10 protein-coding genes are annotated in these 15,138 nt (G+C 64.3%); 1 reads left to right on the plus strand and 9 read right to left on the minus strand.

The genetic code is table 11. The annotated features are described in order from the left end of the window. Window positions 1-79 precede the first annotated feature (79 nt). The 5 genes from HYN69_RS15600 to HYN69_RS15620 form a co-directional block, all read right to left on the minus strand. Window positions 80-1,711, minus strand: coding sequence for an ABC transporter ATP-binding protein (locus HYN69_RS15600; protein ID WP_108436553.1), 1,632 nt, complete (start codon window positions 1,709-1,711; stop codon window positions 80-82). Continuing rightward, on the minus strand, window positions 1,704-2,522 hold the full coding sequence (locus HYN69_RS15605; RefSeq protein WP_108436554.1) for an ABC transporter permease: 819 nt from the start codon (window positions 2,520-2,522) through the stop codon (window positions 1,704-1,706). Before HYN69_RS15605 ends, HYN69_RS15600 begins: the two co-directional genes overlap by 8 nt. Further along, window positions 2,519-3,475, minus strand: a complete 957-nt coding sequence (locus tag HYN69_RS15610; protein ID WP_108436555.1) for an ABC transporter permease — start codon at window positions 3,473-3,475, stop codon at window positions 2,519-2,521. Before HYN69_RS15610 ends, HYN69_RS15605 begins: the two co-directional genes overlap by 4 nt. A gap of 16 nt (window positions 3,476-3,491) precedes the next feature. After that, window positions 3,492-5,081, minus strand: a complete 1,590-nt coding sequence (locus tag HYN69_RS15615) for an ABC transporter substrate-binding protein (protein WP_108436556.1) — start codon at window positions 5,079-5,081, stop codon at window positions 3,492-3,494. A 115-nt stretch (window positions 5,082-5,196) separates the two neighbouring features. Continuing rightward, entirely contained in the window at window positions 5,197-7,191 is a 1,995-nt protein-coding gene (locus HYN69_RS15620) for a CocE/NonD family hydrolase (protein WP_108436557.1), read from the minus strand. A 236-nt stretch (window positions 7,192-7,427) separates the two neighbouring features. Here HYN69_RS15620 and betC point away from each other — a divergent pair, with 236 nt between their 5' ends. Further along, a complete protein-coding gene (gene betC / locus HYN69_RS15625; protein ID WP_108436558.1) occupies window positions 7,428-8,933 on the plus strand; it encodes a choline-sulfatase in 1,506 nt (501 codons plus the stop codon). A 184-nt stretch (window positions 8,934-9,117) separates the two neighbouring features. Here the strand turns inward: betC and HYN69_RS15630 are convergent, their stop codons facing one another. From HYN69_RS15630 to HYN69_RS15645, 4 genes are all read right to left on the minus strand, one after another. Beyond that, entirely contained in the window at window positions 9,118-10,734 is a 1,617-nt protein-coding gene (locus HYN69_RS15630; protein WP_108436559.1) for a GMC family oxidoreductase, read from the minus strand. An 87-nt stretch (window positions 10,735-10,821) separates the two neighbouring features. Then, a complete protein-coding gene (locus HYN69_RS15635) occupies window positions 10,822-11,619 on the minus strand; it encodes a carnitinyl-CoA dehydratase (protein ID WP_108436560.1) in 798 nt (265 codons plus the stop codon). After that, a complete protein-coding gene (locus tag HYN69_RS15640; protein ID WP_108436561.1) occupies window positions 11,616-13,604 on the minus strand; it encodes an acetate--CoA ligase family protein in 1,989 nt (662 codons plus the stop codon). The genes HYN69_RS15635 and HYN69_RS15640 overlap by 4 nt, the downstream gene beginning before the upstream one ends. A gap of 366 nt (window positions 13,605-13,970) precedes the next feature. Continuing rightward, entirely contained in the window at window positions 13,971-15,134 is a 1,164-nt protein-coding gene (locus HYN69_RS15645) for an acyl-CoA dehydrogenase family protein (RefSeq protein WP_108436562.1), read from the minus strand. Between the last annotated feature and the right edge of the window lie 4 nt (window positions 15,135-15,138).

Genomic DNA, 15,138 nt, shown 5'->3' on the forward strand with positions numbered 1-15,138 from the left:
TTTCCGTCACCAGCCCGACTTGCCCCGCCTTCGGGATGCCTGCGGCGCAAGTATTTATTGCAAGGATGAACGGGGGGCGTCAGTTCCCCGAGCTTGCCATCTTGCGATGCGCCAGCACGTCTTCCAGCCAACCCAGCTCCATTTCCGGCACCGACGACAGCAAAAGATCGGTGTAATCGTCAAAGGGCGGCGTCAGCACATCAGTCTTTGACCCGTAGCGCACCACTTCGCCGCGATACATCACGGCGATCCGGTCGGCGATGGCTTTGACGGTGGCAAGGTCATGGGTGATGAACAGATAGGCCACATGTTCCTGCGCTTGCAGCGCAAGCAACAGCTTCAGGATACCGTCCGCCACCAGCGGGTCCAGCGCGGATGTCACCTCGTCGCAGATAATCAGCTTGGGCTTCGCCGCCAAGGCGCGGGCGATGCAGACCCGCTGCTTTTGTCCGCCGGAAAGCTCGGCCGGATAGCGGTCGATATATCCCTTGCCCATCTCGATCTGGTCGAGCAATTCCTGCACGCGCTTGCGCTTGGCCTCGCCCCGCAGCCCGAAATAGAACTCCAGCGGTCGCCCGATGATCGTGCCCACGGTTTGGCGCGGGTTCATCGCCACGTCGGCCATCTGGTAGATCATCTGCAACTCGCGCAGGTCATCCTTGCTGCGTCTGGCAAGCTCTGCCGACAACTCGCGCCCGCCAAAGACGATCCGCCCCCGTCCCGCAGGCAACAGCCCTGTAATCGCCCGCGCCAGCGTCGATTTGCCCGACCCGCTTTCGCCCACCACGGCCAAAGTCTGGCCCGCAGGCAGATCGATCGTCACGTTCTTCAGAACGTCGAAATTCGTGCCCCGATACCGCGCCGTCACCCCCTGCACCGACAGCACCGAGGGCGCGGGCGATTTCTCGACATGGTCGATGCTGCGGACCGAAACCAGCGCCTGCGTGTAGGCTTCCTGCGGCTTGGTGATGATTTGCGCCACCGGGCCGTATTCCACCTTTTTGCCGTGCCGCAGCACAAGGATATCGTCAGCCACCTGCGCCACCACGGCAAGATCATGCGTGATGTAAAGCGCCGCCACCCCCGTATCGCGGATCGCATCCTTGATCGCGGCCAGCACGTCGATCTGTGTGGTCACATCCAGCGCGGTCGTCGGTTCGTCGAATATCACCAGATCGGGCTTGGGGCACAGCGCCATCGCCGTCATCGCCCGCTGCAACTGCCCGCCAGACACCTGATGCGGATACCGGCTGCCGAATGTCTCGGGGTCGGGCAGGCCCAACGTGCGGAACAGGCCCACCGCGCGCTTTTCAGCCTCGGCCCGTCCCATCAACCCGTGGATCAGGCTGGTCTCGATCACCTGATCCATCAGGCGTTGCGCGGGGTTGAAGGCGGCGGCGGCAGATTGCGCCACATAAGTCACCTGCCGCCCGCGCAAGGCCCGCAGATCACCCGCTCCCATCGCCCGCAGGTCGACCCCGCCCAGCCAGATTTCCCCGCCCGTCAACCGCACCCCGCCACGGCCGTAAGCCATGGCCGACAGGCCGATCGTCGATTTCCCCGCGCCCGATTCACCGATCAGCCCCAGCACCTTGCCCTTGGCCACCGAAACAGACACGTCATCGACCAGCACCACATCGCGCGGCGGCTCGTTGGGGGGATAGGATGTCGCCTCGATCCGCAGGTTGTTGATCGTCAGCAAGTCACGCACCGCGACCCCCTTTCAGCGAAGTGGTCCGCGACAAGATCCAGTCGGCCACAAGGTTCACCGAAATCGCCAACAGCGCGATGGCCAGCGCCGGCATCATCGCCGCCGCCTTGCCGTAAACCAGCCCGTCCTTGTTTTCCTTGACCATCCCGCCCCAGTCGGCCAGCGGCGGCTGGATGCCAAGGCCAAGGAAGGACAGGGTGGATATGAACAGCACCGCAAAGATGAAGCGCAGCCCGAATTCGGCGACCAGGGGCGACAGCGCGTTGGGCAATATCTCGCGGAAGATCACCCACAACTGCCCCTCGCCCCGCAAGCGCGCGGCTTCCACGTAATCCATCACGGCGATGTCCATCGCAACCGCGCGGCTTAAGCGGAACACCCGCGTCGCATCAAGCAATCCCATTACCAGAATAAGCACCGTCAGGCTGATCGGCAGCACCGACAGCACCACCAGCGCCACGATCAAGGACGGGATCGCCATCATCAGATCGACGACACGGCTTAGCCCTTGGTCGACCCAGCCCCCACGCACCGCCGCCAGAAAGCCCAGAAACGACCCAAGGCCGAACGACAGCAGCGATGACGCGAGCGCCACGAAAATCGTGATCTGCCCGCCATAGATCATCCGGCTCAGGATATCGCGGCCTATGGTGTCGGTGCCCAGCCAGAACTGGTCCGAAGGCGGCTCCCACACGCCGCCCAGCACTGCATCCAGCGGATAGGGAGCGATGAAATCGGCAAAGATCGCGGTGAACAGAAACAGGCCAGTCAGGAACAACCCGATCATGGCCGAAACCGGAATACGCCTCATTTCGGATGCCTCAGTCTCGGGTTGGCGACGATCGAGATCACATCGGCCAGAATGTTCAGCGAAATATAGACCGCCGCAAAGATCAGCCCCACCGCCTGCACCACCGGCAGATCGCGCTTGGCGACATGGTCGACCAGATACTGCCCCAGCGCGTTATAGCTGAACACCACCTCGACCACGACGACCCCGACCACCAGATAGGCAAGGTTCAAAACCACGACCGAAATGATCGGCGCAATCGCATTGGGCAGGGCGTGCTTCCAGATCACCCGCATCGGCGACAGACCTTTAAGCTCGGCCGTCTCGATATAGGCCGACTGCATCACGTTCAAAATCGCGGCCCGCGTCATCCGCATCATATGCGCCAGCACGACCAGAACCAGCACGATCACGGGCAGCGCCACTGCTTGCAGCTTCGCCCAGAAACTCATGCCGGGAAACACCATCGCGACCGGCTGAAAGATCGGAATAACCTGCGTCAGCAGATAGATGACGAAATAGGCCGCCACGAATTCGGGCAGGCTGATGGTGGACAGCGTGATCCCCGAAATCACCTTGTCCGGCCAGCGCCCGTTGTAGCGCGCCGCGACAAGCCCGAGGATGACTGCCAAGGGAACCGAGATCGCCGCCGCGCAAGCCGCAAGGAACAGCGTATTGCCCAACCGCTGCGCGATGGCCTGCCCGATATCCTGCCCGTTGGTCAGCGCCTTGCCGAAATCGCCGGTCAGCACGCCGCCGAGCCAGTTGAAATAGCGCACATAGCCGGGCTGGTTCAGCCCTAGCGATTCACGCAGGTTGGCCAAAGCCTCGGGCGTGGCCGACTGGCCAAGGATCGCTTGCGCCACGTCACCGGGCAAGGCTTCGGTTCCGGCATAGATCAGCACCGAAACCGCCAGCAGCAAAAGCAGGCCCAGCGCAATGCGCTGGACCACTAGTCTCAAAATCGGATGCACTTTGCGATGCGCCCGATCAAGCCGTCAGCCAGCACTTGACCAGTGCGCGCCCGTTCATCAATTCGCCGTTCGGATCCGCTTCCCAGCCGCCCACTTCGGCCCGCTTGGCTTCGACGAAATCGTTGAACATCGGCAGGATAAGACCACCCTCGTCACGCAGGATATTCGCCATCTTCGAATATTCCTCCTTGCGGGCGGTCGCATCCAGTTCGGCGCGGGCCTTCAGCAGCAGCGCGTCGAATTCCTCGTTCTTGAACTTCGTGTCGTTCCAGTCTGCGGTCGACAGATAGGCCGTCGAATACATCTGGTCCTGCACCGGACGCCCGCCCCAGTAGCTGGCGCAGAAGGGCTGCACGTTCCACACGTCCGACCAGTAGCCATCATCCGGCTCGACCTTGACCTCAAGCGGAATGCCAGCCGCAGCGGCCGATTGCTGGAACAGTTGCGCCGCTTCCACCGCGCCGGGGAAGGCACCGGGGGCCGTGCGAAGCACGATGGGCGATCCGTCATGGCCCGACGCCTTGTAATGCTCGGCCGCCTTGGCGGGGTCATAGGTACGCTGCGGGATGGCGTCGTCAAACAGCGGATAGGCCGCGTTGATCGGGAAGTCGTTGCCGACCGTGCCCAGACCACCGAGGATTTTCTCGACCATCTCTTCGCGATTGATCGCCAGCTTCAACGCCATCCGCATGTTCTTGTTGTCAAACGGCGCCTTGTCGCAATGCATGATGAACACGTAATGCCCGCGACCGGCGACGGCCTCGACGCTGACGCCCGGCACACCCTTGAGCAATTCGACGATCTTGGGGTCCACGCGGTTGATCATATGCACCTGACCGGCCTGCAAGGCGGCCGTCCGTGCGGTATTGTCGTTGATGACAAGGATTTCCACCTGATCGGCATGGGCAATCGACGAATCCCAATAATTCGCGTGCCGCTCGAAGGTGTGGCGCACGCCCGGCTCGTTCGCGACGACCTTGTAAGGTCCGGCACCGATGGCTTCCGCCGGATTGGCCACACCGCCGTCAGGCTGGATGATCAGGTGATAGTCCCCCATCAGGAACGGCAGGTCGGCGTTGCCCGAAGCCAGCTTCAGCGTGACCATGTCACCTTCGGCCGACATTTCCGAAATGCCCTGCACGATGCCCAGCGCACCCGACTGCGACTTCTCGTCGGTGTGGCGCTTCAGGGTCGCAATCACATCCTCGGCGGTCACGGTCTTGCCGTTGTGATATTCCACGCCTTTGCGGATCTTGAACTTCCACTCGGTCGCATCGGCGTTCGAAGACACCTCTTCGGCCAGACGCATGTCCAATTCGCCCTTGGCGGTGACATCGACCAGCATTTCGCCCCAGGTCATGTTGACCATGAACGGCACTTCCGAAGCCGCCAGCGCCGGATCAAGCGAGTTGGTCGATTCGCCGCCCGCCATGCCAGCCCGCAGAACACCGCCCTTGACGGGGCCTTCCGCCCGCGCGGCCGATGCCAGCAGCGCGTTGGCCATCACGGCCGAAACGCCCAGCGCCGTAGCGCGGCCCATGAATTCGCGGCGGCTCATCAAGCCCTTGGCCGCACGCTTCACGATGTAGTGGAGTTCTTCGTTCATCCTTGGTCTCCCTGTTGTGGCTTTTCCCCGACTTTGCGGGGTTTTTATTGATTAGCTAATCAGTAACGCGGGAATCGGCGGGCGGGCAAAACCTTTTTCACCCGCCGCGCCAGTTTCACACAAAGCGTCGCAAAACCTCGTCGTCCCAGACGCGGTCGAACACCTGCGCCTCGCCCTCCCATGCGGTCAGACGCGCCGTCATGCGTAAATGGGTGGCGGTTGCCGTCATCTCGGCTTCGGCCCGCGTTCGAACCGACCAGCCCCCCCGCGACCGCCGCTGCTCCCAGACATGGGTCGCACGGGCCGACAAGGGGTCATCGGGCCGCACTTCCCACCGCTCGGTCAGCGTCTCGTCCGCAACCAGCCCGTGCGACAGGTTCTCGAATGCCCCTTCGTCCGTCTCGACAACCAGCGCCCGCGTGCCTGCCAGCATGTCCTCCTCAATCATCCGCTTCGCCCGCGGCGCACGGATTTCGCGCAAGCTCACGGGGGGCGCATGTTCCACCGGCGGCGCGTCCCATTCGTTCGCGCTTCCCCCCCGATGCACCGGCAGCACCAAGCGCCCGCCCGTCACCGTCAGCGTCGCCGCCACGGGCGAAGGCCAGACAAAGGGCCAATAGGTCGTCGACAAGGCCACCCGCAGCCGATGCCCCGCCGCCAAACGGTAAGCCGTCTGGTCGATCACCACCTCGGCTTCCACCGCCTTCCCCGGCACCATCGGCGCAGGGTGCTCCATGCTGTCACGGTGGCACAGGTTCAGCATCCCGTGCGCGATCCTGACCGACGACCCGTCAGGCGCCACATCGTTCAACCGCACCACGACAAAGGCCAAAGGCTGGTCCGACGCCACCCGCAGCCCCAACCGCGCAGCCCCCAGCAGATCGAGCGGCGCATCCAGCGGCGCGCTGTCAAAACAGACCGACAGCGCATCATCGCCGCGCTGGTCCCCCGGCATCTCGGCATTCAGCCCCATCGGAAAGAACTCGCCCGTATGCATCCCAAGATGCTGCGGTGTGTTCACCAGCGCGGTAAAGGTCCCCGCCTCTCCCAGCGTTCCGTTCCCAAGATGCAGCACCCGGCTTTCCACCCGTGGCGAAGGCCAAGCGGCCTCGACCACCCAGTGGCCCGCGCGGTAAGCGGCACTCGCATCGGGCGGCGCGGAATGGATCATATAGGCCCGCATCGCAGGGTCATGCTCGGCCCCGTTCGGGATGCCCTTCAACCAGCGGTCCCACCAGCGAAGCGACACCTGCAAGAACCCTACCTGCGGCCCCGGCACCGCCGTGTGAGGATACTGATGCACCCAAGGCCCGACGATTCCCTTGCATGGCGCCGGCACGTTACGGACCAGATGATCGACCGTATTCATGTAATTGTCAGCCCAGCCGCCCCAGATCAGCACAGGCGTCGTCATGCGGGAATAATCCTGCCCCACCGACCCGTGCTTCCAGTAATCGTCCTTGGCCTGATGCCCCGCCCAGACGGGTGCCAACCAAGGCTCCGCCTCCAGCCGCCTCAACCACTCGCCCCGCCAATCGGGCCGCAACGCAGGATCAGCCGGACGGCTGGAATAGGACAGCATCACCGCCCCCCAGCCGAAATTCTCGCCCAAAAGGCAGCCGCCCTTGAAATGGATATCGTCTGCAAAGCGGTCGGTCGTGGCACAGACCGAGATCACCGCCTTCAGCGCGGGCGGCTGGTTGAAGGCAGCCTGCAGGCAATTGAACCCGCCCCAGCTTTTGCCCATCATCCCGACCGACCCGTTGCACCAAGGCTGGCGCGACAGCCAGTCGATCACCGCTACCGCGTCATCCATCTCGGCTTGGGTGTATTCATCCTCCATCACCCCGTCGCTCTCGCCATTGCCGCGCATGTCGACGCGGATGCAGGCATAGCCATGACCGGCAAGATAGGGGTGCATCATCTCGTCGCGCGGCGTGGTCCCGTCGCGCTTGCGATAGGGGATGTATTCAAGGATCGCAGGCACCGGATCGTCCCCCGCATCGCGCGGCATCCAGACCCGCGCCGAAAGTCGGCAGCCATCGGGCAGCACGATCCCCATGTCAGGGTTTTCGATCACTTGCCGTGGAAATTGCCCTACGATCGTCATCGCCTATCCCCCGTCGCTTCCCTTGTCACCGTTCTGATCAGGCAACGCCGACCGCGCCCGCCGCAACCCTTTTTCGCCGCTTCCCCACCCGTTTGCGACCCGCCCCGCAATTCCCGCTCACCGCTCCGGAACAGGCCGACATTTTGCGCCACGCCCCGTCGCTTCCATCGCTTTACCCTTGCCTGCAAAAGCCTAATGTCGCCGCCAGATCACAGCCGCAATGACCCGAGGACACCATGACCCACCCCAACATCCTGATCGTCATGGTCGACCAACTGACCGGCACGCTCTTTCCCGATGGTCCCGCCCCCTTCCTGCACGCACCGAACCTGAAGCGCCTCGCCGACCGCTCGGCCCGCTTTGCCAATGCCTACACCGCCTCGCCGCTCTGCGCCCCCGCCCGCGCCGCCTTCATGTCGGGCGCGCTGCCCAAACGCACCCGCGTCTACGACAACGCCGCCGAATTTGCCTCGGATATCCCGACCTATGCCCACCACCTGCGCCGCGCCGGATACCAGACCGCGCTTTCCGGCAAGATGCATTTCGTCGGCCCCGACCAGTTGCACGGCTTCGAGGAACGGCTGACGACCGACATCTACCCCGCCGATTTTGGCTGGACCCCGGATTACCGCAAACCGGGCGAACGCATCGACTGGTGGTATCACAACCTCGGCTCGGTCACAGGCGCAGGCGTGGCCGAAATCACCAACCAGCTGGAATATGACGACGAGGTCGCCTTCAACGCGGTGCAGAAACTCTACGACCTGTCGCGCGGCGGCGATAAACGCCCGTGGATGCTGACCGTCAGCTTCACCCACCCGCACGACCCCTTCGTCGCCCGCCGCAAGTTCTGGGATCTTTACGAAGGCGCGCCGGAATGTGAACCGCCCGAAGCCATCGCCTATGCCGACCAAGACCCCCACTCCAAACGCCTGATCGACGCCTGCGACAGCCACGCCTTCGACATCACGCCTGATCACATCCGCCGCGCCCGCCAAGGCTATTTTGCCAACATCTCTTATGTCGACAGCAAGATCGGCGAGGTGCTCGACACGCTCGAAGCCACCCGCCAAGAGGCCGTGGTGATCTTCCTGTCGGACCATGGCGAGATGCTGGGCGAACGCGGCCTCTGGTTCAAGATGAACTTCTTCGAAGGCTCCGCCCGCGTCCCCCTGATGATCGCGGCACCCGACATTCCCGCGGGCCGCATCGACACGCCCGTCTCGACCATCGACGTGACGCCTACGCTCGCGGCGCTGGCTGGCATCGACATGGCGGCGGTCATGCCATGGACCGATGGCGAAAACCTCGTCCCCCTCGCCTGCGGCTTTGACCGCACCACCCCTGTGCTGATGGAATACGCCGCCGAAGGCACCATCACCCCCATGGTCGCCCTGCGCGAAGGCCCGTGGAAATACATCCGTTGCATGGCCGACCCCGACCAGCTCTACAACCTCGACACCGACCCGTCCGAACGGGTCAACCTCGCCACAGACCCGGCCCATGCCGCAATCCTTGCGAAATTCGCAGCCGAGGCCGACACCCGCTGGAACCTTCCCGCCTTCGACGCCGCCGTGCGCGAATCACAGGCCCGCCGCTGGGTCGTGTACGAAGCGCTCCGCAACGGCGCCTATTACCCGTGGGACCACCAGCCGCTTCGTGCCGCATCAGAGCGCTACATGCGAAACCACATGGACCTGAACGTGCTGGAAGAAAACAAACGCTTCCCGCGCGGCGAATAAGGCCCGCCGTCCCCTCTGCGGAAAGCTGCAAGCTGAGTATTTGAGACAAGGATGAAAGGGATCGCCGGCCCTTCACCCTTGTCCAAATACTCAGATAACAACGCCCGTTGCGAACGCACCAGTCAAGAATCGATCCCGGCAGCCCGCCCGAGCGGGGGCTCGATGCCCCCCGAGGGCGGGGCCCTTAGCGGGCGTCGGCGAGGATGATTTCCGCACCCTTCCATCCCATCAGCATTGACGGCGCATTGGTATTGCCCGCGATCAGGTTCGGGAAGGCGCTTGCGTCCACCACCCGAAGCCCCGCGATCCCGTGCACGCGCAACCGCGCATCGACCACGCTCGTCGCAGGGTCCGGCCCCATCCGGCAGGTGCAGGACGGGTGATACACAGTGCCCGACCGCGCACGGAAATCGGCGATCATCGCCTCGTCGCTTTTCACCTCCGGCCCCGGACGTAACTCTTCCGCAATCAGCCGCGCCAAGGGCGGTTGCGCCGCCAGATGCCGCAGGTATTTCACCGCCGCCAGCATTTCCTGTACGTCATGGAGCGTCGAAAACGCGTTCGCCGTGATCACCGGATGCGCGAACGGATCCGCCGAGCGCAGCCGGATATGCCCCTTGGACGACGGGCGGCAATTCGACAGCCCGATCGACATTCCCGGAAACGGGTCTGGCGTCAGCAAAGGCCGCTCGCCTTCGCGCGGGATCAGTGTCGAGAACGCCTGCATGTAAAGCTGCATGTTCGGGCGCGGCAGATCGGGTGACGTGCGGATGAACCCGCCCGCATGGTTGATCGATTTCGCCAGCGGGCCCGCCCCCGCCAGCACGTATTTCATCCCCGCGACCAGCTTGCCCCACCACGGGCGCAGCTCGTCGTTATAGGTCGGCACCTTCATGCGCCACGTATAGTTGATGCCCTGATGGTCGCTGAGGTGATCGCCCACGTTGGGGTTATCGAGCACCACCGGAATCCCCAAGCCCTGCAGCAGCGCAGCAGGCCCCACCCCCGAGAGTTGCAGCAACTGCGGCGAGTTGATCGCCCCGCCCGACAATATCACCTCGGCCTTCGCCCGCAGCACATGGGCTACACCGCCGCGCGTATATTCCACCCCCACCGCTCGCCCGTTCTCGATGACGACCCGCGTCACCATCGCCCCAGTCACCACGCGGCAATTGGGACGCTTCATCGCAGGCCGCAAGAACGCCCGCGCCGCCGAATTGCGCCGCGCGTGTTTGATCGTCATCTGGTAGATGCCGGTGCCTTCCTGCTCGGCCCCGTTGAAATCGGCCACCTCGCGCAGACCGGCACTTTCGCAAGCCGCGATGTAATGCGGCACCAAAGGATGCAGCCCCTTGCGGTTGGCCGACACGAACAAAGGCCCGCCCGCGCCGCGCCATTCATCGGCACCGGCTTCGGTATCTTCCATCGCCTTATAGGCAGCCAGCACATCCGGCCAGCCCCAGCCCGGATTGCCCGCCGCTTCCCATTCCTCGTAATCCGCCTTGTGCCCGCGGATATAGACCATCGCGTTGATGCTCGACGACCCCCCCAGAACCTTGCCCCTCGGCCAATGGTCGCGCGCGCCGGCAAGGCCCGGATCGGGTTCGGTCTTGTAAAGCCAGTTCACGGCAGGGTCATAGAACAGCTTTCCATAACCAAGCGGCAGCATGACAAAAAACCGACGGTCGCTGCCGCCCGCTTCCAGCACCGTCACCCGATGCTTGCCGCTGGCACTCAGCCGTTCGGCCAGAACCGATCCGGCCGACCCCGACCCCACGATGATGTAATCCGTCTCGTCCATGTCGCCCTCGTGAAACCGTGCCCGACCCTAGGCGCGGGCGCGCGGCGCTTCACGGCGAAACGCGACACGAACCGGTCGCTTCCGCGCCTAGCGCCCCTTCCAGACCGGATCGCGCTTTTCGGCAAAGGCCCGCGCGCCCTCTAACTGGTCCTCGCTGGAATAAAGCCGGTCCACCGTCGGCATCTGCCGCTTGGTCACACGGTTCAGCGCATCCTGAAACCGCATCGCTTCCGCCTCGCGCACCACTTCCTTGATCGCGGCGTAAACCAGCGGCGGCCCGCTTTCCAACAGCCGCGCCAAGTCCCACGCCTTCGGCAACAGATCGGCGGGCGAAGTCACTTCCTTCAGCAGCCCCCAGCGCAGCGCCTCGTCGGCATCGAACCAGCGCCCCGTCAGCAAAAGGTCCATCGCCACATGATAGGGTATCCGCTTGGGCAGCTTGATCGACGCCGCATCCGCCACCGTGCCAGACCGGATTTCCGGCAAGGCAAAGGTCGCGTTGTCGCTGGCAAGGATCAGGTCACACGACAGCGCGAGTTCCAGCCCGCCACCGCAGCAGATGCCGTTCACGGCAGCGATCACCGGCTTGTTCAGGTTCGGCAGTTCCTGCAAGCCACCAAAGCCGCCCACGCCGTAATCGCCATCCACCGCATCGCCACCCGCCGCCGCCTTCAGGTCCCATCCGGGGCAGAAAAACTTTTCCCCCTCGGCCCGCAGGATGGCAACGCGCAAGCTGTCATCATCGCGGAAATCGCGGAACACATGGCCCATGATCCGGCTGGTCACCAGATCGATGGCATTGGCCTTGGGACGGTCAAGCGTCACTTCCAGCACCGCGCCCTCGGCCCTTGTCCGGATCGGGCCTTCGGTCCGCATTTCCATCATGCCTCTCCCTCCCAGATCACCGCATCCACCGCCACGGCACCGCTTGCGCGCACCATCAACGGGTTGATCTCAATCTCTTCCAGCGCCGGATCGTCCATCATCCGCTGCAAGGCCATGACAGCATCGACCGCCGCCGCCACATCGGCCCGTGCCCGCCCGCGATAGCCATCAAGCAGCGGCCACAGCCGCAAGCGCCGCAGCGCGTCGGTCACTTCATCTGCCGTAACGGGCAACACCAAGGTCACCGTATCGGCCAGCACCTCGGCCGTCACCCCGCCAAACCCCAGCGTCAGCGTCGCCCCGTAAACCGGATCGCGCCGCAGCCCGACCAGCAGTTCGGCCACCACGCCCGATACCATTTCCTCGGCCAAATACCCCTGCGCGCCCGCCATTTCGGCCTGCCCCGCGAGCGAGGCCAGCCCCAACCGCACCGCCCCCGCCTCGGTCTTGTGCGCGAAGCCCAGACCCTTCAACGCAAAGGGCGCGGCAAGGCCCGACACATCCAACCCGTCAAGCGAGGCCGCCGTCACGCCCCTTGGCACCGCAACCCCCGCCGCAGCCAGCAAGACCTTGGCTGAAGCCTCGTTTCGCAAATGCAGCGCCCGCGGCCCGACCACGCGCAAAGGCCGCCAGTCCGCCAGCCCCGCCCGCGTCTGCGCCGCCCGCACCGCACCCAGCGCCGTTTCGAGCCCCATCATCGGCACGACATTGCGCTCCATCATCGCAACGGCCCGCTCCTCGTCGAAATTCTCGGGCAGCGAGGCTACCGCAAAGGCAGGCCTTCCGGTCGTGCGCGCCGCAGACACGATCGCATCCAGCGCAGGCTGGAAACTCGACGGATCGCAGCGGTCGGGGCGCGGCGGGTCGATGATGAAAAGCCCCGCATCATAGCCCGCCAACATCGTGGTAAACACATCCGTTGTGCGCGGCCCGTCACCCCAGATGAAGGTATGGTAATCCAACGGGTTGGCAATCGTCACGATCGGCCCGAGGATCTCCCCTAGCCGTGCGCGCTGCGCATCGCTCGGCGGGGGGAAATCGACACCGAAGGGTGCAGCCAGATCGGCCACCAACCCCGCCTCGCCGCCCGAGCAGGACAGCGAACACAGCCGCGGCCCGATCTCCGGCCCGCAAAGGTGAAAAATCTTCAGCGTTTCGATCAGCTCGGCCGGAGTGGAAACCTCGGCCACGCCGCAAGCCCGCAGGAAAGCCGAAGACGCCGCCCCGCCACCGGCGAGCGATGCCGTATGCGACGCCGCAGCCGTACGCGACAGTTCCGTCTTGCCCGATTTGATGCAGACGATCCCCTTGCCCGCCGCCCGCGCCTGTTCGGCCAAAGCAGCAAAGGCTGTAGCATCGTCGATCCCTTCGACATACATGCCCAGCGCGGTCACGCGGTCATCGGCCAGAAGCGCCCCCGCCAGTTCCGCCAGCCCCACCTGCGCCGCATTGCCCAGACAGGCGACGTAAGCCACGGGCAAGCCCCGCGCCTGCATGGTAAGGTTGATCACGATGTTCGAGGATTGCGACAGAAGCGCCACCCCCCGCTCGACCCGCCGCCCGCCGTGCTGGTCAGGCCACAAAAGCGCCCCGTCCAGATAGTTGATCACCCCGTAGCAATTCGGCCCGAGGATCGGCATGTTTCCCGCCGCAGCGACCAGCCGCTCCTGCAACCCGGCCTCGCCCGCCTCTTCCCAGCCGCTGGCAAAACAGGTGGCCCCGCCCGCGCCCATCGCGGCAAGCTCGGCCACCACATCCAGCGTGGCATGCCGGTTCACCCCGATGAACGTAGCATCCGGCGCTGCGGGCAGATCGGCCAGCGACCGGAAACAGCGCACCCCTGAAATGGCATCGCGCGTCGGATGCACCGGCCAGACCGGCCCGTCGAACCCCATCTTGGCGCATTGCTCGATCACATTCGCCGCCCAGCCCGAACCTAGCACGGCAATAGAGCGGGGCCGCAGCAGCCGCGACAGATCACGCATGCCGCGCCCCCTGCCCCATCGGAGTGCGCGTTCCGCGCACAAGTCCTTCCTGTCGGCTGCGCGGCGCAAGCGCCGCTTGCCTCCGCAGGGGGGCTTTCCGCCCCCCACGGGCCGCGTGCCGCGGCCCTCCCCCCGAGGATATTTCAGGGCAGAAAATGCGGAACACCCCGTGCCCTTGCAGACACGAGGTGCCATTTCCTGCCACGGTCATCGGGATCCCTCCCTGTACCGTGCCGTCATACTGGCTTGCAAAAATTGACGAAGGATGAACGGAAAACGTCATTTTCTGTCCCCAAGTATCCTCAGGGGGTGAGCCCCGCAGGGGCGAGGGGGCAGAATGCCCCCTGATTTTTCGCAGAAAAATCGTCATGCGCCGTAAGCCCGCAAAAGCTGGCGGCTGATGATATGGCGCTGGATCTCGCTGGTGCCTTCCCAGATACGTTCCACCCGCGCGTCGCGCCAGATGCGTTCGAGCGGCAGATCGTCCATCAGCCCCATTCCGCCGTGGATCTGTATCGCCTCGTCCGCCACCATTGCCAGCACCTCGGTCGCCTTTAGCTTCGCCATGGACATATCGGCTTCCGTTACCGACCCTTCATCAAAGCGCCACGCAGCCTCCCATGTCAGCAGTTCTGCCGCCTTCAGCTCCATCGCCATATCGGCCAGTTTGAAGCTTACACCCTGGAACTTGCCGATGCTCTGGCCGAACTGACGCCGCTCTGCCGCATATTGCACCGCATGGCCCAAGGCGCGGTCGGCACGGCCGAGGCAGGTCGCCGCCACCTGCAACCGCGTGGCCCCGAGCCAAGTGTTGGCCACCTCGAACCCCTTATGCACGTCGCCCAGAACCTGTTCCTGCGGGATGCGGCAATTGTCGAATTCCAGCACCGCGTTGGTATAACCGCGATGGCTGACGTTGCGGTATCCGTCCCGCACCGTAAAACCGGGCGTGCCCTTGTCGACGAAGAACGCGGTGATCCGCTTCTTCTTGCCCTTCGGCGTGTCTTCCTCTCCGCTCGCCATGAAGCAGATCGCGAAATCGGCCAGATCGGCATGGCTGATGAAATGCTTGGTGCCGTTCAGCAGCCAATCCCCGCCGTCCTGCCGCGCGCTCGCCGTCATGCCGCGCAGGTCGGAACCCGCCCCCGGCTCCGTCATCGCAAGGCAATCCCACTTCTCGCCGCGGATGCAGGGGTAAAGATACTTCTCCCGCTGCGCTTCTGTCCCCGCCAGCAGAATGTTCGACGGCCGCGCCACACAGGTCCAGTGCAGCGCATAATTCGCGCGCCCCAGCTCGCGTTCATACAAAAGCCATGACAGCGTATCGAGCCCCGCGCCCCCCACCTCGGCGGGCATGTTGGCGGCATATAGCCCCGCCGCCATAGCCTTGGCCTGCAGCTCGCGGATCAGGTCCATCCGCAGATGGCCCGTCCGCTCCACCTCGGCCTCATGCGGATAAAGCTCGGCCTCGACAAAGGCGCGGGTGGTCTCGACGATCATCTTCTGCTCGTCCGTCAGTCCGAAATGCATCGCT

This window comes from Gemmobacter aquarius (assembly GCF_003060865.1).
GTDB classification, from domain to species: Bacteria; Pseudomonadota; Alphaproteobacteria; order Rhodobacterales; family Rhodobacteraceae; genus Paragemmobacter; species Paragemmobacter aquarius.